Genomic DNA, 24,947 nt, shown 5'->3' with positions numbered 1-24,947 from the left:
GCGCAGAATGTCTCAGCCTTCCCAAGCTGTCGCGAGCGCCCGATCAGGTCATGCTCACGACAAATATGAGCGCCTGATCGCGAAGGCGCGCGAATTTGCGCCGGTCATGACGGCGGTGGCGCATCCCTGCGACGAGTCCTCTCTCAGGGGTGCGCTCGACGCAGCAGCGCAGGGTCTGATCAAACCGATCCTCGTTGGACCCACCGCCCGGATCATCGCGACCGCCAAGGCTGCCGGGCTCGACATCGCGGGCTTCGAGATCGTCGATACGCCGCATAGCGTCGCTTCCGCGGCCAAGGCCGTGGAACTCGTCCGCAGCGGCAAGGCGGCCCTCCTGATGAAGGGCAGTCTGCATAGCGATGAGCTGCTCGCCGAGGTAACCAATAAGGAGACAGGCCTGCGCACCGGCCGGCGTATCAGCCATGTCTTCATCATGGACGTGCCGTCCTATGCCGAGCCGCTCTTCATCACCGACGCGGCCGTGAACATCTTTCCTGACCTCGAAGCCAAGCGCGACATCATCCAGAACGCCATCGATCTGCATGTCGGGCTCGGCCTGGGAGCCCCGAGGGTCGCGATCCTCTCGGCCGTGGAGACCGTGACCACCAAGATCCCCAGCACGATCGAGGCGGCAGCGCTCTGCAAAATGGCCGATCGCGGCCAGATCACCGGAGGCCTGCTCGATGGGCCACTGGCGCTGGACAATGCGATCAGCCCGGAGGCGGCCAGCATCAAGGGCATCGTCTCGCCGGTAGCAGGCCGAGCGCAGATCCTGGTGGTGCCCGACCTCGAAGCCGGCAACATGCTGGCGAAGAACCTGACCTTCCTGTCCGGGGCCGATGCCGCAGGCATCGTACTCGGCGCGCGCGTGCCGATCATTCTGACCAGCCGCGCCGACAATGTCCGGACCCGCCTCGCCTCCTGCGCCGTTGCCGGGCTCTATGCCCATGCGTTGCTGCAGGCCAAGCCAATCGGAGCCTAGCCGGTGACCGAGGTCCTGTTCGTCGTCAATGCCGGCAGCTCGAGCATCAAGTTCAAGCTCTACTGCGTCGCAGGCGACGATATCGAGCTGATGTTCGGCGGCGCCGTGGACGGGATCGGAACCCGTCCGCGGCTCAAGGCAAAGAGCCATGACGGAACGTCGCTGATCGAGCGCAGCTTCACCGTCGCGGAGGTTGCGAACTCGGCGCAGGCGCAACAGGTCGTTGCCGACTGGGTCGTCGGCGAGATCCGGGACATGGCCATCATCGGCATCGGCCATCGCGTCGTCCATGGCGGCCCGGTCTATTCGGCACCGGTGCTGGTCGACGACGCGGTAATGAAGACGCTCGAAACCTTCATCCCGCTCGCGCCACTGCATCAGCTCAGCAATCTCGACCCGATCCGCGTGCTGCGCCAACGCCGGCCCGACCTGCCGCAGGTCGCCTGCTTCGACACGGCCTTCCATCGCGGCCATCCCGAACTCTCAGACCGTTTCGCCCTGCCGCGTGCGCTCTATGACGAGGGCGTCCGGCGCTACGGCTTCCATGGCCTGTCCTATGAATATGTTTCGAAGGCGCTGTACGGCATCGCACCGGAGATTGCAGACAAGCGGGTGATCATCGCCCATCTCGGCTCCGGGGCTTCCGTCTGCGCCTTGCAGGGCGGCCGCAGCATCGAGACGACGATGGGCTTCACCGCGCTGGACGGACTGCCGATGGGAACGCGCTCGGGTTCGCTCGATCCCGGTGTCGTCCTGCATCTGATCGAGCAGAAGGGCATGAGCCCGGCCGCAGTCGGCCAGATGCTCTATCACGAAAGCGGCCTGCTCGGGCTGTCCGGCATCAGCAACGATGTGCGCGAACTGCAGGAGAGCGAGAGGCCCGAGGCCGCAATGGCGATCGACTTCTTCAGCCTCCGCGTCGCGCAAGCCATCGCCAGCCTGTCGGTCACGCTCGGTGGGCTCGACGGCATCGTCTTCACGGCCGGCGTCGGCGAGAACGCCTGGCAGGTCAGACAGAACGTGGTTGATCGCCTGCACTGGGCAGGACTGTCGCTCAAGGCCGAGGCCAACCGGCGCAATGACAGGCGCATCGATGCCGAAGGCAGCCGGACGCAGATTTTCGTCGTCGCGACGGACGAGGAACGCATGATCGCGCAGCATACGCTGCGGCTGCTTCGGAGCACCGGAGTGGCTGCGCGAGAGCCCGCGCGGTCATAACACAGGATCAGGAAGCAGCCGGTTCTCGCCGCAAGCGCAACCGCCGAGCTCGGAGAGTGATGATGATAGTGGTCCGTCTACCCGCAGCGACAGCCCTGGCGGTGGCGCTCCTGACCGTCGGCAGCGTGCTCGCCCCGGTCTCGCGCGACCTCTCGATCACGGCGCCGGCCCAGGCCCAGTCGAAGATCCAGGCGTTCCTCCAGCGCTTGCGCAGCGGCTCGATGCCCAGCGGGATTGCCAAGTCGAACGGCCGTATCGAGGCGACGCAGATCGATATCTCCGCCAAATATGCCGGCCGCCTGTCGCAAGTGCTCGTCAATGAAGGCGACGACGTCACCGCCGGGCAAGTGGTCGCGCGCATTTCGTCGCCGGAATACGAAGCCCAGCTTCGCGGCGCCCAATCCCAGGTTCTCAAGGCCAAGCATGGGCTGGCGGAAGCCAATGCGCTGATCGTCCAGCGCAAGAGCGAGATCACCCTCAGCCAGGCTGAGCTGGAGCGTGGCCAGCAGCTCGTCGACAAGGGCTATCTGACCAGGCAGACCTTCGACCAGCGCGTCGCCAAGGCGGATACCGCCAAGGCCGCGCTCGTCGCAGCCGAGGCCCAGCGCGACCAGGCGCAGTTCGCGATCAAGAGCGCCGAAGCCGAGGTCGACCGCATCGAGGCGGTTCTCGTCGACATGACGCTCGTCGCGCCCCGCAGCGGCCGGGTTCAGTACCAGCTCGCACGCGCGGGCGAGGTCGTCGGCGCAGGCGCGCGCATCCTGACGCTGCTCGATCTCAGCGATGTCTACATGACGATCTATCTCCCGGCCGCACAGGCCGGGCTGCTCGCCCTTGGCGACGAGGCCCGGATCACCGTCGATCCGCTGCCCCAATATGTCATCCCGGCCAATGTCGGCTTCGTCGCGGCGGACGCCCAGTTCACGCCGAAGAGCGTCGAGACGGCCGACKAGCGGGAGAAGCTGATGTTCCGCGTCAAGCTGCAGATCGATCCGCGCGTCCTGAAGAAATATCACCGCCAGGCCAAGACAGGGGTGCGCGGCATGGGCTTCGTCCGGACCAGCCCGTCGATCCAGTGGCCCGAAGATCTCACCGTGAAGCTCCCCTGATGAACGACGGCGTCATTGCCAAGGTCGAGCATGTCTCGCACCGGTACGGCAAAACGGTTGCGCTCGACGATGTCTCGATCGACTTCCCCTCCCGCCGCATGGTGGGGGTGATCGGTCCCGACGGCGTCGGCAAATCTGCGTTGCTCGCCCTGATTGCCGGCGTCAGGGAAATCCAGACCGGACATGTCACGGTCTTCGGTGGCGACATGGCCGACAAGGCCCATCGCGAGAAGCAGGGCGCCCGCATCGCCTATATGCCGCAGGGCCTAGGCCGCAATCTCTATCCGACGCTGAGCGTCTTCGAGAATATCGACTTCCATGGCCGGCTCTTCGGCCAGGGCGAAGCTGAGCGCAGGCGGCGGATCGACGAGTTGCTGAAGGCGACGGGTCTCGACCCGTTCGAAGGCCGCCCGGCCGGCAAGCTGTCGGGTGGCATGAAGCAGAAACTCAGCCTGTGCTGCGCCCTGATCCACGACCCGGACCTCCTCATCCTCGACGAGCCGACCACCGGTGTCGACCCGCTGTCGCGCGGCCAGTTCTGGGACCTGATCAACACCATCCGTGGCCGGCGGCCGCAAATGAGCGTGATCGTCGCCACCGCCTATATGGACGAGGCCGAACGCTTCGACTGGCTGGCCGCCATGGATGACGGCAAGGTGATCGCCTCGGGGCCGATCTCCGAGATCCTGGGGAAGACAGGCCAGACATCGCTGGAAGCCGCCTTCATCGCGCTGCTCCCGGAGGCGAAGCGGGCGCAGCACCAGGAGGTCATCGTACGCCCGCGCCCGGCCAGCGACAGCGCCGTGCCGGCGATCGAGGCCGAAGGATTGACCCGACGCTTCGGCGATTTCACGGCCGTCGACCATGTCAGCTTCCGGATCGAGCGCGGCGAGATCTTCGGCTTCCTCGGCTCGAACGGCTGCGGCAAATCGACGACGATGAAGATGCTCACCGGCCTGCTGCCGGCGACCGAGGGCTGGGCCAAGCTGTTCGGCAAGCCGATGGGCTCCAACGACATGGAGACGCGCCGGAATGTCGGCTACATGTCGCAGGCCTTCTCGCTCTATACCGAACTCACGGTCCGGCAGAATCTCGAACTCCACGCAAAGCTCTATCACCTGCCGAACGATGAGATCGAAGGTCGCATCGCGGAGCTGCTCGAGCGCTTCGACCTCAGGGATGTGGTGGACTCGCGGCCCGACAGCCTGCCCCTCGGCATCAAGCAGCGCCTGCAGCTTGCGGTCGCCGTACTCCATCGGCCGGCCATGCTCATTCTCGATGAGCCGACCTCCGGCGTCGACCCGATCGCGCGCGACGCCTTCTGGCGCACGCTGATCGATCTCTCGCGCGATGACGGCGTGACGATTTTCCTCTCGACGCATTTCATGAACGAGGCCGAGCGCTGCGACCGCATCTCCCTGATGCATGCCGGCAAGGTGCTCGCAGTCGGCACACCGGAGGAACTGGTCAGGGAACGTGGAAGCTCCTCGCTGGAGGACACCTTCGTCGACTATCTCGCCGAGGCCGCAGGGATCGATCGCGAAGCGAAATCGGAGGCGCCTGACCCGAACGCGGTACTCCCGCCACCGGAACCCATCCGGGCCCCGCGCCGCTTCGACCCGAAGCGGCTCTGGGCCTATTCGCGGCGCGAGACGATGGAGCTGCTGCGCGATCCGATCCGGCTCGCCTTCGCCTTCCTGGGCCCGCTCGTCCTGATGATCGCCTTCGGCTTCGGCATTTCCTTTGATGTCGAGAACCTGCGCTTCTCGGCGCTCGACCAGGATAATACCCCCGAAAGCCGCCAGCTGATCGAGGCCTTTTCCGGCTCGCGCTATTTCGACGAGCGTGCGCCGATCAGGACGGCCGAAGAGCTCGACCAGCGGCTGAGGAACGGCGAGTTGCAGCTCGCGATCGAGATCCCGCCCGGCTTCGGGCGCGACCTGCAATCCGGCAGGAAGCCGGAGGTCGCGGTCTGGCTCGACGGCGCCATGCCGTTCCGCGCCGAGACGACGAAGGGCTACGTCACCGGGCTTGCCGCGCAATACGCCAAGGAATGGCTCGCCCAGAACAGTGCCGGCACGAGCGCGGCCAGTCTCGTCAATGTCGAGACCCGTTTCCGCTACAACCAGGCCTTCAAGAGCGTCAATGCGATGGTGCCGAGCGTGATCATGCTGATGCTGATCCTGATCCCGGCCGTCATGTCCGCCATTGCGGTGGTGAGGGAGAAGGAGACCGGCTCGATCGCCAATTTCCAGTCGACGCCTATCACCAAGTTCGAGTTCCTGTTCGGCAAGCAGCTGCCCTATATCGCGATCGCGATGATCAGCTTCGTGCTGCTGGTGCTGCTTGCGATCATCCTCTTCGGGGTGCCGATCAAGGGCTCGATCGCGATGCTGGTGCTCGGCACCCTGCTCTACGTGATCGCGACGACGGGCTTCGGCCAGTTGATCTCGACCTTCACCAGGACACAGGTCTCCGCCGTATTCGCCACCGCGATCCTGTCGATCATACCGGCAGTGAACTTCTCGGGCCTGCTCGTTCCGGTCGCCTCGCTGTCGGGCGGAGCACGGATGATCGGGCTCGGCTTCCCGACGGCCTGGTATCAGCCGGTCAGCGTCGGCGCCTTCACAAAGGGCCTGGGGTTCGACGACCTGTCGTTCAACCTCATCATGCTCGCTGGCTTCGCAGTCCTTTTCCTCGTCGTCTCGCAGCTTCTCCTGCGCAAACAGGAGCTCTGAGATGTCGCCGGAGAGAACCAGCGCCACGACGGAACCAGCGCAGCAAGGGCCAACGGGCCTTCGGCTGCATCTGGCCAATATCTACCAGCTCGTCATCAAGGAACTGCGCAGCATTCGGGCTGACCCTGTCATGCTCATCCTCGTGGTCTATGCTTTCAGCATCGCCGTCTACACGGTGGCGACCGGTGCCTCGACCGAGGCGAAGAACCTGACCGTCGGCATTGTCGACGAGGACCGCTCCGATCTCTCGCGCCAGATCCAGAACGCACTGAACCCACCGCTGTTCAAGAGCGCGCTGACGATCAGCGCACGCGACATCGACGAGGAGATGGATCACGGCCGGCTGGTCTTCGTGCTGGAAATCCCGCCCTCCTTCCAGGCCGATCTTCTCTCCGGCCGGCGGGCATCCGTGCAGCTCAATGTCGATGCCACCGCGATGACCCAGGCCGGAAACGGCTCGGTCTATATCCAGTCGATCATCGCGCAAGAGGTGACGAATTTCCTGGCCGGCCGGGAAACCGTGACCAGCGCCCCCATCAATGTCGTCATCCGCTCCAAGTTCAATCCGAACCTGAATTCGGCCTGGTTCACCTCGGTGATGCAGGTGATCAACAATGTCACGTTGCTGACAGTGATCCTGACCGGCGCGGCGCTGATCCGCGAACGCGAACAGGGCACGGTCGAGCATCTGCTGGTGATGCCGGTCGTGCCGGCCGAGATCATGCTGGCGAAGATCATCGCCAACGGGCTCGTCATCCTGGTCGCGGCCGGGCTGTCGCTCGCGGTCGTCGTGCAATGGTGGCTGCAGGTGCCGATCGCCGGCTCGCTGACGCTCTTCCTGGCGGGTGCGGCGCTCTACGCCTTCACGGTCGCGGCGCTCGGCATCATGCTCGGCACGCTCGCCACCTCGATGGGCCAGTTCGGGCTGCTCGCCATTCCGATCCTGGTGATCATGCAGCTCCTGTCGGGTTCCAGCACGCCGATGGAGAGCATGCCCGTCTGGCTGCAATATGTGATGCAGATCATCAGTCCGACACCGCATTTCGTGGGGTTCTCGCAGGCCGTGCTCTATCGCGGCGCGGGCCTCTCCGTGGTCTGGCTGCAGCTCGTCGCGCTCGTCGTCATCGGCAGTGTATACTTCACCTATGCGCTCAGCCGTTTCCGCCGCGTGATCTTCGGAGACTAGCCAGATGGGCACGATCGACGACATCGTCCGCGGCAAGAAGGGCCTGATCGTCGGCATCGCCAACGAGGACAGCATCGCCTTCGGATGCGGCAGGGTCCTGCACCGGCTCGGCGCGGAGCTGGCCATAACCTATCTGAACGCCAAGGCCGAGAAATGGGTGCGCCCGCTMGCGGAGGAACTCGGCAGCCCGATCATCATGCCGCTCGATGTCGAGATGCCCGGGCAGCTCGACGCCGTGTTCGAGGAAATCACAAGGCGCTGGGGCAAGCTCGACTTCGTCATCCACTCGATCGCGTTTGCACCGCGCGACGACCTGCATGGCCGGGTCGTCGATGTGACGCGGGACGGCTTCGAGCAGGCAATGCGCGTCTCCTGCTATTCGCTGATCGAAATGGCCCGCAAGGCCGAGCCGCTGATGAGCGCGGGCGGCGCGATCCTGACCATGAGCTATTACGGCGCCGAGAAGGTGCTCGACAATTACAACATCATGGGACCGGTGAAGGCTGCGCTCGAGAGCACGACCCGCTATCTCGCCCATGAACTCGGCCAGAAGGGCATCCGCCTGCACGCGCTCTCGCCGGGCCCGTTGAAGACACGCGCMGCCGGCGGCATCGCCGGTTTCGACGAGCTTCTGTCCCAAGCCGCGGCGCGGGCTCCGCAAGGGCGCGTCGTCACCATCGACGAGGTCGGGCAGGTCGCCGCTTTCCTGATCAGCGATGCCGCCACCGGCATGACCGGCAACACGATCTATGTCGATGCCGGCTATCACATCATGGGTTAGGTCATCGGACCGGACATCGTATCCCGGCCGGTGATCTTCTGCGTTTGCATCGGCCCTCCCGAAAACCGTCATCCACTTTTCGAGCCGATGATTCTCTGTGCTTGCATCGGCTTTCCCGAAAACCGTAATCCACTTTTCGGGCCGATGCCTGAGGCTGCCCGCCGCACGCTTCAGGCGGGGACAGCGCGCGGCGTTCCGTCCGGATCCGTCGCTTCCGGCTCCTGCGAGATCGGTGCCGTCAATGGGTCGATGATCTCGAAGGGACGCTCGACCCGGACAGGCGGCGCCTTGACGAGCACGCGCAGGCCGGAGACCGCGGCGAGCAGGATGGTCGCGGCCGCCATGAAATAGAGCAGCCCGCCAATATCGAAGCGCGACATGACGGCGGCGCCGAGCATCGGCCCCAGGGCCGAGCCGAAGCCGCTGACCAGGATCAACCTGCCGCTGACGGCAACGACGCGATCTGAGGGCATGCGATCGAGCGCATGGGCGACGCAGACCGGATAGAGCGTCGACATGAAGCCGCCGAGCACCGCCGCCACGGGCAGCACCGCTGCAAGCTTCGGGGGCAACATGACCAGCAGCAGCGCCGCCGCCGCAAAGCCGAGCGCGAGGCCGGCCAGAACCAGCCGGCGGTCGCCACGATCAGACAGGCGCCCAACCGGAACCTGAAGCGCCAGACCGCCCAGCACCGCGACCAGCATGAAGAGCGCGATCGTCTGCTGCGGCACGCCATTGCTCAGCATCCAGGCCGGTACGAGCGCGTAGAAGGCGCTGCTGATCATGCCACTGATGACGCAGCCGACCACGGCCACCGGCGCCTGCCGGGTCAACTCGCCATAGCGCAGCGTCGCCTCCGGTGCGATCCCCGGCGCCTCGGCGCGCGTCGTGCTGACCATCACCAGGGCAAGTGCAAAGAGCACGGCGATGATGTTGAAGGGCGTCATGGAGTGAATGGCGAGTTTGCCGATCAGCAACTGGCCGAGCGCCAGCGCCAGGAACGTGCCGACCATGTAGATCGAGAACACCCGCCCGCGCTGATCCGCCTGCGCCTTGGCGTTCAGCCAGCTCTCCGTGGTGATGAACAGGCCGACGCAGCCCATGCCGATGACGGCGCGGCAAACGATCCAGGCCAATGGCGAGACAAGAAGCGGCATCGTGGCTGTCGCAACCACCACCATGCCCGCGAATGCGGCATAGGCGCGGATATGGCCGATGCGCTGGATCACCTGCCCGGACCCGACCGCCCCGATGGTGAAGCCGATGAAATAGGCGCTGAGCACGACGCCGTTCAGCGTGGAACCGAAATCCTCGATCGTCAGCCGCAGGGACAGGAAGGTGTTGAAGAAGCCGTTCGCGAGCTGAATGAGGCTCGTCGCGGCGATGAGAGTTCCGATCTGCACGAGCATCGGCCAGGCTCCTTTCGCTAGCGGCCGAGAGATGCCGGCCAGAGTGTCGCGCGCCCGCAGGAATGCGACGTCCGCCCCGGAGATTCTTCGGGCGGTCCAGGGTGGCTAGCGTGAGAATGTGGGCTGAGTGCGTCGCAACATGGACTCGGGTGCCTGCCAGTTCGCGACGGGCGAGCAGCAGAACCGTCCGCTGGATGTCAGTCGTCCTGCCTCAGCTCCCAGGCGAGCATGGCATCATGGATCGCGTCGAGTTCCTCGTCCTTCGCCCGGCAATCCGGCCTGGTGCGCAGTTCCTCGAGGCGCTCGCAAGCGCAGGCGTAGTCCTCTTCCGAGTAGATAATGACCAGCCGATTCATGACCAACTCACCAAGCATAAGACGGGCCAGGCCGCCCGCGATGACGACATGGGCTGGTCTAAAGACCGCCTGCATGACCTGCAGATGACAGCCGCGGGTGCCACATGGGATGCGCCCTGGGCGCTATCCGAACCGGCCGCTTCCGATATGCTCGTCGAACGATCGCCACGCCCGAGCCAAGCCGCAGACCGATATGGATGAACACGCCCTCCTGAGCCGCCTCGCCGTTTCCCTCGCCATCGGGCTCGTGGTCGGTCTCGAACGTGGCTGGCGCACGCGCGACGAGGATGACCACCAGCGCGCCGCGGGCCTGCGCACCTTCGCGCTGTCCGGGCTGCTCGGCGGCGTGACCGGAGCCATCGGCCAGCAGCTCGGGGGCATCGCGATCGGCCTGGTCTTTCTCGGATACAGTGCGGCTTTCGGCGCCTTCCACTGGCTGGAGGCGCGCGCCGAGCAGAATGTCAGTGCGACCTCAGTCATCGCCGGGATGCTGACCTTCATGCTGGGCGCGCTCGCCGTGGTGGGCGATCTCACTGCGGCGATTGCAGGCGCAGTCGCGATGACCTTGCTGCTGGCGTTGCGCGAACAGCTGCACCGGTGGGTGGCCTCGCTGAGCTGGCAGGAAATCCGCTCGGTCCTGACCCTGCTCGCGATGTCGTTCCTGTTGCTTCCGATTTTGCCGAACCGCCCGATCGACCCATGGGGATCGATCAATCCCTATTCGATCTGGCTGCTCGCCATCCTGATCGCGGCCGTGTCCTTCGGAGGCTATGTCGCGGTCCGGATCTTTGGCGACCGCCTTGGCGTGATCATGGCGGCGGTCGCCGGYGGCCTCGCCTCCTCCACCGCGACAACGCTGACCCTGGCCGGGCTCGCGCGCCAGCATTCTGATTCCGGCCGTCTGCTCAGCGCCGGCATCCTCATCGCCGGGGTGGTGATGGTCCTGCGCGTCGCTGTGGTCGCGATGGCATTGAACCCGGTCCTGATCCCGCTCCTTGCACTGCCCCTTGCCTGCGCCGGCGGCGTCCTGGCGGCAGGCGCCGGCCTCATGCTGATCAACACTGGCGGCTCCTCCGAGCGCCCGGAGCTGAAGATCTCGAATCCACTGGAACTCGGCTCCGCTCTGAAGATGGCAGCGTTCATCGCGGTGGTGATGCTTGCCGCACGCCTGCTGCAGCAGCATTTCGGCGATGCGGGCGTGCTCGCCACGGCCGCTCTGTCCGGCATTGCTGATGTCGATGCCGTCGTGATCTCGATGTCGCGCATGGCGCTCGGCGTCATTGACCCGACGCTCGCGGGCCATGCGATCCTGCTCGCGACAGGCGTCAACACGTTGGTCAAGGCCGGGCTCGCCGCCTCCACGGGCGGCATGGCGCTTGGCTTGCGCGTCGGCTGCGTAAGCGGCCTCGCCGTCGCAGCAGGGCTTCTGGCGGGGTTTCGATAGGTCGCGCCTTCCAGCGGGGCGCGAGGCGTAGTTGGCTCGGGCTCCCGTCGGGCTCAACGGCCTCCGTTCGGCAGCCTCACGGCACGACATGGCCCCGCGCGCGTTTGCCATTGGACAATCGGCATGAGCACCCGGACCTGACAGGCGCCGTGCCCTTCAGCACGCAGATCCGGCTCGATGTCTGGCAGTGCCGGCCGGTCGTTCTGACCGCGCGGCGATCGACCATGCCATATCCGGCCCCGATGCCGGCGTTGCCCAGCGGCTGCGTGCCTCCATAGCCGATCGGCGGGCCTGCGCCCGGGATCCCGCCGCCACTCGAATGCAATCGGATATCCGGCACACTGTCGCTGAGCGAGGGGGGCCCAAGACCTTGCCTGGGGCCACCAGGTGTGAGCGGCGCGTTCCCTGGCGTGCCGATCTGCGCCCCGGCCGGCGCTGCCAGAACCAGGGAGAGCATGAAGGACAAAGCTGCGGTGAACCTGCGCGTCATGGTGAGACCTCCCGGAACAACCAGCACTTGCACGGCTTGGAAGGCCTGCGTCGTCGCAGCCCTCGGCGCTCTTGTCGAGATCACACCTGTTGCAGGCCCGTGTCGAGTCGCGAGTCGGCGCCTCCGGTGGCTGCCGCTCGTCATTGACCGAGGCTGCGATCGACCTGTGAACGCGGCGGGCGAGCGAGCTGACGCGGCATGACACCGTCAAGCGGCCCAGGCGATATCCGCCAACATCGGGGCTCGGGGACTGCCCCGGGGCAAGCAGTACGACTGCCCGAGGTCGGGCCGTGAGCTATCGAGAGCGAGCCCCGGGGGCCTGTGCGTGTTGGCTACCGAGTTGAACGACAATCAGATCTAGCCTGCCGTMGGGAGCGATGCGGATCACGCTGCCGTCTTCGTTCAGGATATAGGCTGACAGGCCTGCCTTCTGCGCGCGTTCGACCTCCCTGCGCCGGAACTGCTCAAGCTTCTCGTCACAGGTGGGGCTCATGGTGCGCTCCGACATTCGTCAGTGCGTGAAAGACTACGCATTCCGGCCGGTCGGATATGTGAGGCACCTCACTTAGCGTGACGCAGGGATGCCCGAGTGGGAATGCTGGGTCCGGGACGGCATGCCCAAGCGACGTTCCGCCGTCGTCGGACACGGCTCTCGCTACGCCAAATTGTGACGCCGATCTTCATCAGCTGGCTGGCACCAACGCCCGGCGTTTTCGTCGAGCGGCCGCCTTGCCGTATAGCTCTGCTCATCGAATCGCCATTGACGGAAGAGATCATGCCTAAGCTCTGCAAGTTCACTTCGCCCTCCGATGGGAAGCCCGTCTACGTCAATCCCGCGCAGGTCAGCGTGGTCTATACGTTCAAGGGCAACCCGCCGGACACCATCATCGGCTTCCGCAAGGACTTCATGCTCGGCGTGAGGGAGAGCCTGGAAGAGGTGGTCGAGATTCTCGACAAGGCGACGGCCGAGGAGACGGCTGGCAGCTAGACCTGCGAAACATGGGGCAGCCGGGTCGCTCGGGCCGTTCCGGCTCGCGCGGGAGCGTCCCGGCCTTGCTCCCGATTGACCTTATCCTGGTCAGGACAGCCGCCTGTCGCGGATGTCGAAAATGCGCTCGCATATCCCGAGATGTTGGGCGAGCAGCGTCTGCAGAGGCGTCAGCGGCCGGAAAGCGCGCATGTCCTGCTCGAAATCGACCTCCTCGGCCCAAGCCGCGATCGCCTCATCGGCAGCGAGCAATTGCTCCTCGGTCGGGGCCCCGACGTGGGGTTGGCCCCTCTCTTCCGCGAGGCTCAGCGCGATCGTCTGCCGCAGCTCCTGCTCCAACCGAATGAGCGGCTCGAGTTCATCGACATAGGACATGAAATCTCCTCCTGCAGGCGCAGCGAGCACTCGCTGCTGATCGGATCGTGTGTGAGCCATTCAGGCAGCTCGCGAGTAGGTACCTTCCGCCTGCCACACACCCATATCGTTCAGCGCCTAGAGCCTGACAGCATGGCATTTGCGAGCGGGAAGCCGACTTGCCCGCATTGCTACCGGACATATGCAAAGCAGGCCGCCACTCGGAAGTGATGCTTCGCGATTCGTGATCAGCAGCATAAGACCGAGGAAACGCTCGGCTCTTTGCCCCAGATTGGCCCTACGGCTGATCCGGAATGCTTGTGAAACCAAGCTAAACAATGGTGCGCAGGAGGGAACCGTAAGAAATCTATATGGCATTCAAATTTAAAATATTTTTCTAATTCAAGTATCCATAAGGCCAACAATCAAAAACGCCGCGGCGCTCCAAGTGAGCTTTCCACAGGCGGAAGCGTTTTGAAGCAAGTCTGGCGATACGCCCCTCACGGCGCTTGCCCAACGTCTAGCAAAAATGGGCGCGAATGCTATCTTCGCGCCGGGATGACGCAAGAGACTCGACGGCAGGTGGTCACGATGAAACAGGCATTGTTCGCGGCAGTTGCCGTCATTGGCATCAGTGGTACAGCCACCGCCCAAAATTGCCCCTATGATTCCCGGTGCATCAACAATCCGTATGGAGCCGGTAACCCGTACAATCCGGACAGCTTGAACAACCCCTACGGCCGCTACGGCTCGCCTTACAGCAACGAGTCAGCAAAGAACCCTTACGCAACAAACGCGCCGAAGCTCTATGACCAAGACGGTAACTATCGAGGTCGCCTCAGCGCGAATCCATACGATCCAGACAGCACGAGCAATCCTTACGGACGATACGGCAGCCCGTATTCGTCTGACAGCATCAACAACCCCTACGGGGCAGGAAATCCGTATGGCCGACCGCTAACCGTTGTGCCCCAGAACTGACTACTTGACTTATTGGCCGCAGAGAATTGGTTCGAGCCTAGGAGCCGTGGGCGCTTGGTCTCGAGCGGCGGCCTGCACTGTGAACTGATGGGGTGGATGCCCCCCTCCGGCCGGCACCGTAAGGTGCCCGCGAGCGCCATGAAGGCGCGTTGGAAGGAGGAGCCGTGGCGATCGATCTCGCCAAGCGAAACTTCCAAGTCTGCGCGACTTCAGGCCGGAATTATCTAGGAAAATCGACAACCTCAAGGGGTTGGATGGTGCCGCAAGAGGGATTCGAACCCCCGACCCCCTCATTACGAATGAGGTGCTCTACCAGCTGAGCTATTGCGGCGACGGGTGGGGCTCTACCAGCCCTGCCCAATCTTGGCAAGACGAACGGAGCAGAACATGCCCCGTCTTCTCACGATTTGCGCAGCTTTTCCGTTTCGGGCTTTTCCTGGCCGAGCGCGACGATGCCACGGCGGATGGCGCGGGTGCGGGTGAAATGCTTGTGCAGGGTCTCGCCATCGCCGAAGCGAATGGCGCGGGTCAGCACCGAAAGGTCTTCGCTGAAGCGCCCCAGCATCTCCAGAACCGCTTCCTTGTTGTGCAGGAAGACGTCGCGCCACATCGTCGGGTCGGATGCCGCGATGCGGGTGAAATCGCGAAAGCCGCCGGCCGAGAACTTGATCACCTCGGACTGGGTCACCGCCTCGAGATCCTCGGCCGTGCCGACGATATTGTAGGCGATCAGGTGCGGCAGATGGCTGGTGACGGCAAGCACGAGATCATGATGCTGCGCACTCATCACCTCGACCAGGGCGCCCATGCCCTCCCAGAAATGCCGGGTGCGCGAAACCGCGCCGTCATCGCTGCCGTCCGGCGGAGTGAGGATGCACCAGCGATTCAGGAAGAGGCTGGCAAAGCCCGCATCCGGGCCGGAATTCTCTGTGCCCGCAACCGGATGGGCCGGGACGAAATGCACGCCCGCTGGCAGATGCGGCGCGACAGCCTCGACCACCGCGTTCTTGACCGAGCCGACATCCGAGACGATCGCGCCCTGCTTCAGGGCAGACGCGATCTCACCTGCGACCGCACCGCAGGCGCCGACGGGCACGCAGAGAATGACCAGATCGGCATCGGCCACGGCGGCCTGCACGGTCTCCGCCACCTCATGGCCGAGATCGAGCTCGCGGGCGCGGGCCCGCACGCCCTCGTCCCGGTCGCTCAGGACGATGCGCCCGGCCAGATTGAGATCCTTGGCCGCATGGGCGATCGACGAGCCGATCAGCCCGATGCCGATGATCGCGAGGCAGCCGAAGATCGGCTCCTCACGCCGCGGAGCAAAGCTCTCGGTCGTCGCCGTCATTGCTTGCCGGCCAGGAAGTCGCCAAGCGCCGCAACGACGAGGCGGTTCGCCTCCTCGGAGCCGATTGTCATGCGCAGCGCGTCCGGCAGGCCATAGGCCCCGACGCTGCGCAGGATCAGCCCACGCTGGCTCAGGAAGGCGTCAGCCTCCTTCGCCGTCTTGCCGGAGGTTTTTGGGAAATGGATCAGGATGAAGTTGCCGACCGACGGCGTGACGGTCAGGCCGAGCCTTTCCACCTCGGCCGTCGTCCAGGCGAGCCAGGTCTCGTTGTGCTGGAGCGCGGCCGCGACATGGGCTTCGTCGGCGATCGCAGCGGTGCCGGCCTCGATCGCCGCGCCGTTGACGTTGAACGGGCCGCGGACGCGGTTGAGCGCATCGATGACATGGGCAGGCCCGTAGAGCCAGCCGAGGCGCAGATTGGCGAGGCCGTAGATCTTTGAGAAGGTGCGCGCCATCACGACGTTCTCGTTGGTCGCCACCAGTTCGAGCCCCGACGCATAGTCGTTGCGACGGACATATTCGGCATAGGCGGCGTCGAGCACCAGCAGCACATCGGAGGGCAGGCCGGCATGCAGGCGCTTGACCTCCTCGAAGGGCAGATAGGTGCCGGTCGGGTTGTTGGGATTGGCGAGGAAGACGATCTTCGTCCGTGGCGTCACCGCCTTCAGGATCGCGTCGACATCGGCGGTGAGATTGGCCTCGGGCACGACCACGGGCTTGCCGCCGGCCGCCAGGATGGCGATGCGGTAAACGAGGAATCCGTGCTCGGTGAAGATGCCCTCGTCATCGTCGCCGAGATAGGTCTTGGTGACGAGTTGCAGCAATTCGTCGGATCCCGAGCCGCACACGAGGCGTGCGGGGTCGAGGCCGTAGCGCGACGCGATCGCCTCACGCAGCTTGGTGGCCGAGCCGTCCGGATAGAGCTCGAGCTTGCCCTTGAGGCTGTCAAAGGCGGCGATTGCCTTCGGGCTCGGGCCGAGCGGGGTCTCGTTCGAGGAAAGCTTATGCAGCTTCACCCCCGCCGGAGCCGTGGACTTGCCGGGCACATAGGCCTCGATATCGAGGACACCGGGACGCGGAACAGGGCGGGAAGCAGGCGTGGCCATGGCTTGTGGACCTTGTCAGGGGAATGAGATGGAGATCAGCGGACTGGCTTGACGGCAAAACGGGCGGCGTGGCTGCCGATTTCGGCGAACTCGCTGAGGCCCGCAGGTTCGAGCGCGGCACGGATCGCGCTCTGCTCGACTTCTCCCGAAGCAGCGACCAGCAGCGAAAGATGCGAACCGTCGGCGGCGCTGGCGGAGACCTCGGCGAGATGCTGGGCGAGACCTGCACGCAGCGTCTCCGACCAGCGTTCAACCCTGGCGGCATAAAGCACGATCTCGCGCACGGCCGCATCCGCAAGCGGCTTGGCGATGCAGTAGACCGGTGTGCCCGCGGGATGGTCAGGCCGCTCGATGAAGGGCAGGCGCGCGATGATCTTCGGCCGCTCCGGGCCGATGAGATCGCGCCACCAGACACCGGCGCTGGCGCCGAGGTCCATGCGGAAGATGCCGAGATCCCCAGCGGATTCGGCAACGGCAGCGATCACCGCACGCGCATGCTCGTGGGTAACGAAGGGCACGGTGAAGCCGAAATGGAACCGCGCGGAATCGCGCATCGCCGCGTCGCCGCCCGAGACATCGGCATGGACGGCGTAATTCGCCTGAACATAGGTGAAGGTCGCGATGATGATGCGCCAGATGCCCTCGACGGTGTCGAGTGGCAGCAGGCCCTTATGACGCAGCGCCAGCCGCTTCATCATGTCGGCCTCGCGGCCGGGCCGGAATGCCGAACCCGACACCTGCGTCTTCTTCACGGCGATCAGCGTTTCGATGATCTGCGAGCGCTCCATCAAGAGCGCGTGCATCTCGCTGTCGATGCGGTCGATCTCACCGCGCAGATCGGCAAGGGTGGTCGGAGCGATTTCGGTCATGGCGTGATCTTGGCGCGTGAGGCGACGGACGCGCGTCTCTTAGACCTCAAGCCCGCGCTTAGCAAAGCCAGCTTCGCGCGGGGCCGCGTTGACAGCGCGCCTGCGGCACGCCATCGGTAAGTTCGATCTTTCGAACGAGCCGACCGGCAAGACAAATCAGCCTGTCAAAGCGGACGACGATGCGCGACGAAATCCTGAGCCTTGCAGACCCGCTGAAGGAAGCGAACGATCCCTCGAGCCCGGTCGTCCGGTTCGACGCAGCCACGCCGCTGGTGATGGATTGCGGCGTGGCGCTCGACAGCTGGCAGATCGCCTACCAGACCTATGGCGAACTCAATGCGGCCCGGTCGAATGCCGTCCTCGTCTGTCATGCCCTGACCGGCGACCAGCATGTCGCCAGCCGCAACCCGATCACCGGCAAGGGCGGCTGGTGGGCGGCGATGATCGGCCCCGGCAAACCGATCGACACCGACCGCTTCTTCGTGATCTGCGCCAATGTCGTCGGCGGCTGCACCGGCACGACGGGGCCGGCCTCGACCAACCCGGACACCGGCAAGCCCTGGGGCCTCGGCTTCCCGATGGTGACGATCCGCGACATGGTGCGGGCACAGGCGCATCTGGTCGATGCGCTCGGCATCGAGTCGCTGTTCTGCGTCGCCGGCGGCTCGATGGGCGGCATGCAGGTGCTGGAATGGGCAGCGAGCTATCCCGCACGCGTCTTCTCGGCGCTGCCGCTTGCGACCTCCGCCAAGCACTCGGCCCAGAACATCGCTTTCCACGAAGTCGGCCGCCAGGCGGTGATGGCCGATCCTGACTGGCGCGGCGGGCGCTATCTCGAAGAAGGCACGCGTCCGTCCAAAGGCCTCTCCGTGGCGCGCATGGGTGCGCATATCACCTATCTGTCGGAACCCGCTCTGCACCGGAAATTCGGCCGCAAGCTGCAGGATCGCGAGGCGCCGACCTTCTCCTTCGATGCCGATTTCCAGGTCGAAAGCTACCTGCGGCACCAGGGCCTGAGCTTCGTCGAACGCTTCGACGCCAATTCCTATCTCTATGTGACGCGCGCGATGGATTATTTCGACATCGCCGCCGATCATGACGGCGTGCTCGCCAAGGCCTTCGCGGGCACGAAGACGCGCTTCTGCGTCGCCTCCTTCACCTCGGACTGGTTGTTCCCGACCGCGGATTCGCGTGCCGTCGTTCATGCGCTCAATGCTGCCGGCGCTTCGGTCTCCTTCGTMGAGCTTGAAAGCGACAAGGGCCACGACGCCTTCCTGCTGGAGGAACCGAACCTGTTTGCGACCACGCGCGGCTTCATCAATGCGGCAGCTCGGGCAAGAGGGTTGTGAGGCCATGGCGCTGAGCGAGACCTATACCAATCGCATCGACCTCAAGCTCGTCGCCGAGATGGTGACGCCGGGCACGCGCGTGCTCGATGTCGGCTGCGGCGACGGCGCATTGCTGGCCCTGCTGGCCGAGACGCGCCAGGTCGACGCACGCGGCATCGAACTGTCTCGCGAGGGTGTCGCGGGCTGCGTCGCGCGGGGGCTGTCGGTGATCCAGGGCGACGCCGATACCGACCTCGCCGACTATCCCGATGATTCCTTCGACTACGTCATCCTCTCCCAGACGATCCAGGCGACGCGCAATCCGCGCCTGGTTCTGGAGCACATGCTGCGCATCGGCCGTCGCGCCATCATCTCCTTCCCGAATTTCGGGCATTGGCGCATGCGCAGCCAGATCTTCTTCCGCGGCCAGATGCCGGTGACCGATGCCCTGCCCTATTCCTGGTGGGACACCCCGAACATCCATTTCTGCACGATCCGCGACTTCGTCACCCTGTGCGATGTCGTCGGCGCACAGAAGGAGCGCGCCGTCGCGCTCGATGCGGCGGGCGGCAAGGTTGGCGTCAGCGCACCCTGGTGGTTCTGGAACCTGTTCGGCGCGCAGGCGGTGTTCCTGCTGAAGCGAGGCTGAGCCCTCCCGCTCCCGAGACCGAGTGCCGGACGAAGCGTCGGCGGATCGGCGCAGCGCAGCCCTAAAACGAGAAAAGGGCCGCTTGCGCGGCCCTTCCCTCATCCATCTCGCGGCGGTCGCTGCCTCCTTCCCAGTTGGGAAGAACGAGGTCGTACCGTCCCTATTAGTTCAGCGGCACGCCCTCAGGCCGCCTTTCGCGGGTGACGCTGACATCGCCCAGCATCAACCCGGTCGGCCCAACGGTGACCTTCACCGTCTCGCCATCCGTGACCTTGCCGGCGAGCAGCAGTTCCGCCAGCGGGTCCTGCACCGTTTTCTGGATTACCCGCTTCAGCGGACGTGCGCCATAGGCGGGATCGTAGCCCTTGTCGGCCAGCCAGGCGCGGGCGTCTTCGGAGAGATCGAGCACGATCTTGCGGTCGGTCAGCAGCCTGGCGAGGCGTGCCAGCTGGATATCGACGATCGCCCCCATATCCGCCCGCTTAAGGCGATGGAACAGGATGATGTCGTCGATACGGTTCAGGAACTCGGGCCGGAAAACCTGCCTGACCACGCCCATGACATCGTCACGCACGGCGTCGCTGTCCTGCCCTTCGGGCTGGTTCACCAGGAACTCCGAACCGAGATTCGAGGTCATGATGATCAGCACGTTGCGGAAATCGACCGTGCGGCCCTGACCGTCCGTCAGACGACCATCGTCGAGCACCTGCAGGAGCACGTTGAAGACGTCCGGATGCGCCTTCTCGACCTCGTCGAAAAGGACGACCTGATAGGGTCGGCGCCGTACGGCTTCGGTCAGTGCTCCACCTTCTTCGTAACCGACATAGCCGGGAGGCGCGCCGATGAGACGCGAGACCGAGTGCTTCTCCATGTATTCCGACATGTCGAGGCGCACCATCGCGGTATCGTCGTCGAACAGGAACGACGCCAGCGCCTTGGTAAGCTCGGTCTTGCCGACACCCGTGGGTCCGAGGAACATGAAGGAGCCGATCGGCCGGTTCGGGTCCTGCAGGCCGGCACGGGCACGCCGCACGGCTGTCGAGACCGCCTCCACCGCCTCACGCTGGCCGACGACTCGCGCTGCCAGCACCTCCTCCATCCGGAGCAGCTTGTCCTTCTCGCCTTCAAGCATGCGGTCGACCGGCACACCGGTCCAGCGGCTGACGACCTGCGCAACATGGTCAGGCGTCACCGCCTCTTCCACCATGCCAGAGGTATCGCCAATCGCCTCGACCTCGGCGAGCTGCTTCTCCAATTGCGGGATCTCGCCATAGGCGAGCTCGCCTGCACGCTGATACTCGCCCTTGCGCTGCGCCTGGGCCAGTTCGTTGCGGGCATTGTCGAGCTTGGTCTTGATCTCGGCCGCCTGGCCGAGCTTGTCCTTCTCCGCCTTCCAGCGGGCCGTGATTGTGGCCGAACGCGTTTCAAGATCGGCGAGTTCGGATTCCAGCCGCTTCAACCGCTCCTTCGAGCCGCTGTCGCTCTCCTTCTTGAGAGCCTCCTGCTCGATGCGCAGGCGCACGATCTCGCGGTCGATCGAATCCAGCTCCTCGGGCTTCGAATCGACCTGCATGCGTAGGCGCGCCGAAGCCTCGTCGACAAGGTCGATCGCCTTGTCGGGCAGGAAGCGGTCGGTGATGTAGCGGTTCGACAGGGTCGCGGCCGAGACAAGCGCCGAGTCCGTGATGCGAACGCGGTGATGCTGCTCGTATTTCTCCTTGAGGCCGCGCAGGATCGAGACCGTATCCTCGACCGTCGGCTCGTCGACAAAGACGGGCTGGAAGCGGCGTGCAAGCGCGGCGTCCTTCTCGACATATTTGCGGTACTCGTCGAGCGTGGTCGCGCCGACGCAGTGCAGTTCGCCGCGCGCGAGCGCCGGCTTCAGCAGGTTCGAGGCATCCATGGCGCCGTCCGTCTTGCCCGCACCGACCAGGGTGTGCATCTCGTCGATGAACAGGATGACGCCACCATCGGAGCTGGAGACCTCGTTGAGCACCGCCTTCAGGCGCTCCTCGAACTCGCCACGATATTTCGCACCCGCGATGAGCGAGCCCATGTCGAGCGCAAGCAGTTCCTTGTCCTTCAGGCTCTCCGGCACGTCACCATTGACGATGCGCAACGCAAGGCCCTCGGCGATGGCGGTCTTGCCGACGCCGGGCTCGCCGATCAGGACGGGATTGTTCTTGGTGCGGCGGCTCAGCACCTGGATGGTGCGACGGATCTCCTCGTCGCGGCCAATGACCGGGTCGAGCTTGCCCTCGCGGGCAGCAGCGGTGAGATCCCGCGCATATTTCTTCAGCGCGTCATAGGCCTGCTCGGCAGAGGCTGAGTCCGCGGTGCGACCCTTGCGGATCGCCTCGATCGCGGCATTCAGCGCCTGCGGCGTCACGCCGGCCTTGGCCAGCGCCTTGCCGGCCTCGGTTTCCTTCTCGACCGCGAGGGCCAGAAGAAGGCGCTCGACCGTGACGAAGGAATCGCCGGCCTTGTCCGCAGCCTTTTCCGCCGTATCGAAGACACGGGCGAGGCCTGGCGTCAGATGCAGGCCGCTGGCGCCACCGCCGCTGACCTTGGGCAGCTTTGCGAGCGCCGCATCGGTCAGTTGCAAGGCAAGTTTCGACTGGCCACCCGACCGATCGATCAGGCCGGCTGCCATGCCCTCGCTGTCATCAAGCAGCGCTTTCAAAAGATGTTCGGGCGTAAACTGCTGGTGTCCGTCGCGCAGCGCAATCGTCTGCGCCGCCTGCAGGAAACCCTTTGCCCTGTCGGTGTATTTCTCAATGTTCATATTGTCGCTCCGCCCGCCGGCACGCCCCGTGGCGACGCATCCGGCTGCCTTTCATCAGGATAGGGCTCCCGAGGGACACCCTTCGCAACCAAAGATAGTGTGACATCCGCGCAACGGAAGGGGGCCCCTTGCGAATGATTGACGGCGCCCTTCCGACAGGCTCAGCCTTGGCCATGGCGGGAACAAGGCGACAGCAGGCGATTCGCAAAGCGTTGAGGGCGCTCGCCCCCGGCATTCCGCTTGCCGATGCCGAAGCGGTCCTGGCGCTCGCCGAGCGCCGCCGCATGAAGGATCTGCCGCCCTCGACGGCGCTCTGGCTCGCTCTCGGCAGCCATGTCCGCCACGTCCATACCGATTACGAGCGGCTTCTGGCGGAAGGGTACGACCGCGACGCGGCGCGCTTTTTCGTCGTCGAGGACACCGATGCAGTGCTCTCCGCCTGGGGCTGCCAGCGCTCCGTGGAGAACGAAGAGGCCGAGGCCGAGGAGGCTTGAAGTCAACCTGATCGAACCGATGCAAGGATTTGATCGGTCCCGCCTCGTAGAACCCGCTATATCACCCCTGCCCGATCAGCCTGCGGACTGAAAGACTCCATGCGTGTCGCCTCGCTCTATCGCTACCCCGTCAAGGGTCTCTCGCCCGAACCCGTGCAATCGGCTTCGCTGAGCACGGGGGGCTTTTTCCCTGGAGACCGGCTTTTCGCCATCGAGAACGGCCCTTCCGGCTTCGACCCGGCCGCGCCCGTCCATCAGCCGAAGATCAAGTATCTGATGCTGATGCGCAATGAATCGCTGGCACGGCTGCAGACGCGCTATGACGACGAAAGCCGCGCGCTTGTCATCAGGCAGGATGGACGCGAGACCGTGCGGGCCGACATGACGACGCAGGACGGCCACGCGGCCCTGACGGCCTTCTTTGAAGGTTTCATGCCGGACGAGCTGCGCGGCAAGCCGCAATTGCTCACCGCCCCGCAAAGCTATCGCTTCATGGATTCACGCTCGGGGTTCATGTCGATCATCAACCTCGCCAGCGTCGCGGATCTCGGCAACCACCTTGGCACCCGGCTCGATCCGCTGCGCTTCCGCGGCAATGTCATGGTCGAGGGGCTGGCCGCCTGGGCGGAGAACGACCTGGTCGGGCAGGAGCTGTCCACGCCGTCGGGCCTGCGCCTGCGTGTGATCAAGCGAATCGAACGCTGCGCGGCAACCAATGTCGACCCGCAGACCGGAGCCCGCGATCTCCAGATCCCGAAGGCGTTGATGAAGACCTATGGCCATGTCGACTGCGGAATCTACTGCGAGATTCTGAGTAGCGGCACGCTGACCGCTGGCATGCATCTCGAAAGCCAGGCCCCGCAAGCGACGCTCGACCTCGGCGTCGCCTGAGCCAAAAAAAACAGGGGCCCGTCGGGCCCCTGTCATATCTGGTCAAACCGGAGCGCCTTACTCGGCAGCGCTATCGGTTTCCGAACCCAGCGCGTCCATGACTTCGCGTGGCGAGCGGCGGCGGCGCGTGCGCTTCGGTGCGGCAGCCTCTTCGGCGGCCGGCGCTTCGGCAGGAGCAGCAGCAGCCTCGACCGGTGCCGCAACGGGCTCCTCGGCGACGGCGATCGGAACCCGGACCGGATTGGTCAGGAAGGACGGAAGCGAAGCAGCGACATCGTTCGCCTCGCCTTCAGGCTCGACCTCCCGGCGCGGACGACGCTCGGCGCGCTCGGGACGCGGCCCCCGCTCCGGCCGGTCGCCGCGCTCGAAGCGACGCTCGCCCTGGCTCTGCGCCGGGGCGTTCTCGCCCTGCTCGGTAGAAGCCGGCTGCTCGGAACGCGGCGCGAAGCCCCCGGGCTGGCCGTTCTGCCCGCCTTCGGGACGGTCGAACCGGCGTTCACCACGATCGGGGCCACGGTCCTGGCGATCATTGCGATCGAAACGGCGGTTGTTGCGGTCGTTGAAGCGATCGGTGCGGGGCGGGCGGTCGAAGCGTTGGCCGTTGTTCTGCTGGCCATCCTGGCCCTCGCCATCCCCACGGGGGGCAGCATTCTGGCCATAGCCGTTGCCGTTCACGCCTCCCTGAGCCTGATGCCGCAGCTCAGGCTGAGGCGAGCCCTGCGGGAAGGCAGCGTTCTCATCGCCGTCACCCTCATCGTCCCCCTCGTCGCCCTCCTCACCAAAGGCGCGATTCGGCGGGAAGCTATGGCCGTATTGCTGGGCCATCTGCTCCTGCGCCGCGAGAAGGATGCGATAATAGTGCTCAGCGTGCTGGAAATAGTTCTCAGCTGCGACCGGATCACCCGACGACTGGGCATCGCGCGCCAGCTGCAAGTACTTCTCCGCGACATGCTGAGCGGTACCACGAACTTTGACGTCCKGGCCGTTCGACTCGTAGCTGCGCTGCAACGGGTTGGGCGACTTTCGATTGCCGTTGTTGTTATTGTTATTGTTGTTGTTGTTACGGCCGCGCATACGCCGGTTCTGACCTGGTCTCATTCGCGTCTATCTCGCGCTCTGTCTGTTCAAAGCAACCGGGTCACTGTCATACGCGTACCGGCACGCGGCGGGTTGCGGCGCCGTGCCGGAGGGAGTCGACCTGAAGGGGCAATGCGCCGTTCTTGGTCTTCACGCGCTCGTTTCCAAAAGAGGCGGTAACTCGCCCCATGAGCCGAACGGCACATCCATGCCTTCGGAATTCCGATCTTGCTTTGTCAGTTCCGTCAAACTTCGGACGTGTCCGGAGGCAAATCCTCGTCAATCAGGAGGAGGTTGCCCTAGGCTCGGCGCTGACGACACCAGCTTCGGCTGGTATCTGCATAGCGGCTTTTGCGTCCGGTTC

At 64.9% G+C, this 24,947-nt stretch carries 22 protein-coding genes and 1 tRNA gene; 13 read left to right on the top strand and 10 right to left on the bottom strand.

The window, feature by feature from the left end; translation table 11 throughout:
- Window positions 1-7: 7 nt before the first annotated feature.
- The 6 genes from AC1DIO_RS09185 (at window position 8) to fabI (ending at window position 8,014) form a co-directional block, all read left to right on the top strand.
- Window positions 8-982 carry a phosphate acetyltransferase gene (locus AC1DIO_RS09185; protein WP_441506074.1) on the top strand — a complete coding sequence of 325 codons (975 nt, stop codon included), beginning with the start codon at window positions 8-10 and terminating at the stop codon, window positions 980-982.
- 3 nt (window positions 983-985) lie between these two features.
- Window positions 986-2,200 carry an acetate/propionate family kinase gene (locus AC1DIO_RS09180; protein WP_441506073.1) on the top strand — a complete coding sequence of 405 codons (1,215 nt, stop codon included), beginning with the start codon at window positions 986-988 and terminating at the stop codon, window positions 2,198-2,200.
- A 62-nt stretch (window positions 2,201-2,262) separates the two neighbouring features.
- Window positions 2,263-3,309 (top strand): HlyD family secretion protein, encoded by a 1,047-nt coding sequence (locus AC1DIO_RS09175; RefSeq protein ID WP_476853349.1) that lies wholly within the window; start codon window positions 2,263-2,265, stop codon window positions 3,307-3,309.
- Entirely contained in the window at window positions 3,309-6,047 is a 2,739-nt protein-coding gene (gene rbbA / locus AC1DIO_RS09170; protein ID WP_441506072.1) for a ribosome-associated ATPase/putative transporter RbbA, read from the top strand. Before AC1DIO_RS09175 ends, rbbA begins: the two co-directional genes overlap by 1 nt.
- Before the next feature lies 1 nt (window position 6,048).
- Window positions 6,049-7,233, top strand: coding sequence for an ABC transporter permease (locus AC1DIO_RS09165; protein WP_441506071.1), 1,185 nt, complete (start codon window positions 6,049-6,051; stop codon window positions 7,231-7,233).
- Between the two features lie 4 nt (window positions 7,234-7,237).
- Complete coding sequence (fabI, locus tag AC1DIO_RS09160; protein WP_441506070.1) at window positions 7,238-8,014, top strand: enoyl-ACP reductase FabI; 777 nt, start codon at window positions 7,238-7,240, stop codon at window positions 8,012-8,014.
- Window positions 8,015-8,184: 170 nt separating this feature from the next.
- Here the strand turns inward: fabI and AC1DIO_RS09155 are convergent, their stop codons facing one another.
- Together AC1DIO_RS09155 and AC1DIO_RS09150 are read right to left on the bottom strand one after the other, a co-directional pair.
- Window positions 8,185-9,423: an MFS transporter gene (locus AC1DIO_RS09155; protein WP_441506069.1), complete on the bottom strand. Its 1,239-nt coding sequence runs from the start codon at window positions 9,421-9,423 to the stop codon at window positions 8,185-8,187.
- A 197-nt stretch (window positions 9,424-9,620) separates the two neighbouring features.
- Window positions 9,621-9,779: a hypothetical protein gene (locus AC1DIO_RS09150; RefSeq protein ID WP_441490082.1), complete on the bottom strand. Its 159-nt coding sequence runs from the start codon at window positions 9,777-9,779 to the stop codon at window positions 9,621-9,623.
- A 193-nt stretch (window positions 9,780-9,972) separates the two neighbouring features.
- On the opposite strand from AC1DIO_RS09150, the gene AC1DIO_RS09145 reads away from it, so the two are divergent.
- Window positions 9,973-11,223 carry an MgtC/SapB family protein gene (locus AC1DIO_RS09145; RefSeq protein WP_476853348.1) on the top strand — a complete coding sequence of 417 codons (1,251 nt, stop codon included), beginning with the start codon at window positions 9,973-9,975 and terminating at the stop codon, window positions 11,221-11,223.
- Window positions 11,224-11,299: 76 nt separating this feature from the next.
- Here the strand turns inward: AC1DIO_RS09145 and AC1DIO_RS09140 are convergent, their stop codons facing one another.
- Complete coding sequence (locus tag AC1DIO_RS09140; RefSeq protein WP_441506067.1) at window positions 11,300-11,713, bottom strand: hypothetical protein; 414 nt, start codon at window positions 11,711-11,713, stop codon at window positions 11,300-11,302.
- Window positions 11,714-12,488: 775 nt separating this feature from the next.
- Between AC1DIO_RS09140 and AC1DIO_RS09135 the strand changes: the two genes are divergently transcribed.
- Entirely contained in the window at window positions 12,489-12,701 is a 213-nt protein-coding gene (locus AC1DIO_RS09135) for a hypothetical protein (RefSeq protein WP_441506066.1), read from the top strand.
- A gap of 90 nt (window positions 12,702-12,791) precedes the next feature.
- On the opposite strand, the gene AC1DIO_RS09130 is transcribed toward AC1DIO_RS09135, so the two are convergent.
- The gene (locus AC1DIO_RS09130; RefSeq protein WP_441506065.1) at window positions 12,792-13,076 is read right to left on the bottom strand and encodes a hypothetical protein; all 285 of its coding nucleotides are present in this window, start codon (window positions 13,074-13,076) and stop codon (window positions 12,792-12,794) included.
- Window positions 13,077-13,646: 570 nt separating this feature from the next.
- Here AC1DIO_RS09130 and AC1DIO_RS09125 point away from each other — a divergent pair.
- Window positions 13,647-14,036, top strand: a complete 390-nt coding sequence (locus AC1DIO_RS09125) for a hypothetical protein (RefSeq protein ID WP_441506064.1) — start codon at window positions 13,647-13,649, stop codon at window positions 14,034-14,036.
- Between the two features lie 255 nt (window positions 14,037-14,291).
- Here AC1DIO_RS09125 and AC1DIO_RS09120 read toward each other — a convergent pair.
- From AC1DIO_RS09120 to AC1DIO_RS09105, 4 genes are all read right to left on the bottom strand, one after another.
- Window positions 14,292-14,367: transfer RNA gene (locus AC1DIO_RS09120), tRNA-Thr, on the bottom strand.
- A 69-nt stretch (window positions 14,368-14,436) separates the two neighbouring features.
- On the bottom strand, window positions 14,437-15,384 hold the full coding sequence (locus AC1DIO_RS09115; protein WP_441506063.1) for a prephenate/arogenate dehydrogenase family protein: 948 nt from the start codon (window positions 15,382-15,384) through the stop codon (window positions 14,437-14,439).
- Window positions 15,381-16,490: a pyridoxal phosphate-dependent aminotransferase gene (locus AC1DIO_RS09110; protein WP_441506062.1), complete on the bottom strand. Its 1,110-nt coding sequence runs from the start codon at window positions 16,488-16,490 to the stop codon at window positions 15,381-15,383. The genes AC1DIO_RS09115 and AC1DIO_RS09110 overlap by 4 nt, the downstream gene beginning before the upstream one ends.
- Before the next feature lie 35 nt (window positions 16,491-16,525).
- Entirely contained in the window at window positions 16,526-17,359 is an 834-nt protein-coding gene (locus AC1DIO_RS09105; protein WP_441490091.1) for a chorismate mutase, read from the bottom strand.
- 179 nt (window positions 17,360-17,538) lie between these two features.
- Between AC1DIO_RS09105 and metX the strand changes: the two genes are divergently transcribed.
- Both metX and metW read left to right on the top strand, forming a co-directional pair.
- Complete coding sequence (metX, locus tag AC1DIO_RS09100; protein ID WP_441506061.1) at window positions 17,539-18,708, top strand: homoserine O-acetyltransferase MetX; 1,170 nt, start codon at window positions 17,539-17,541, stop codon at window positions 18,706-18,708.
- Window positions 18,709-18,712: 4 nt separating this feature from the next.
- Window positions 18,713-19,336: a methionine biosynthesis protein MetW gene (metW, locus tag AC1DIO_RS09095; protein ID WP_441490093.1), complete on the top strand. Its 624-nt coding sequence runs from the start codon at window positions 18,713-18,715 to the stop codon at window positions 19,334-19,336.
- Between the two features lie 163 nt (window positions 19,337-19,499).
- On the opposite strand, the gene clpB is transcribed toward metW, so the two are convergent.
- On the bottom strand, window positions 19,500-22,121 hold the full coding sequence (gene clpB, locus AC1DIO_RS09090) for an ATP-dependent chaperone ClpB (protein WP_441506060.1): 2,622 nt from the start codon (window positions 22,119-22,121) through the stop codon (window positions 19,500-19,502).
- A 173-nt stretch (window positions 22,122-22,294) separates the two neighbouring features.
- Here clpB and AC1DIO_RS09085 point away from each other — a divergent pair, with 173 nt between their 5' ends.
- Window positions 22,295-22,615 (top strand): DUF2293 domain-containing protein, encoded by a 321-nt coding sequence (locus AC1DIO_RS09085; protein ID WP_441506137.1) that lies wholly within the window; start codon window positions 22,295-22,297, stop codon window positions 22,613-22,615.
- 99 nt (window positions 22,616-22,714) lie between these two features.
- Entirely contained in the window at window positions 22,715-23,506 is a 792-nt protein-coding gene (locus AC1DIO_RS09080; RefSeq protein ID WP_441506059.1) for an MOSC domain-containing protein, read from the top strand.
- Window positions 23,507-23,563: 57 nt separating this feature from the next.
- On the opposite strand, the gene AC1DIO_RS09075 is transcribed toward AC1DIO_RS09080, so the two are convergent.
- A complete protein-coding gene (locus AC1DIO_RS09075; protein ID WP_476853347.1) occupies window positions 23,564-24,580 on the bottom strand; it encodes a DUF4167 domain-containing protein in 1,017 nt (338 codons plus the stop codon).
- Window positions 24,581-24,947: the final 367 nt, after the last annotated feature.

This window comes from Allobosea sp. 05T439 (genome assembly GCF_056396005.1).
The sequence above is the reverse complement of the archived record's forward strand: the minus strand, read 5'-3'. Positions and strand labels throughout refer to the sequence as shown.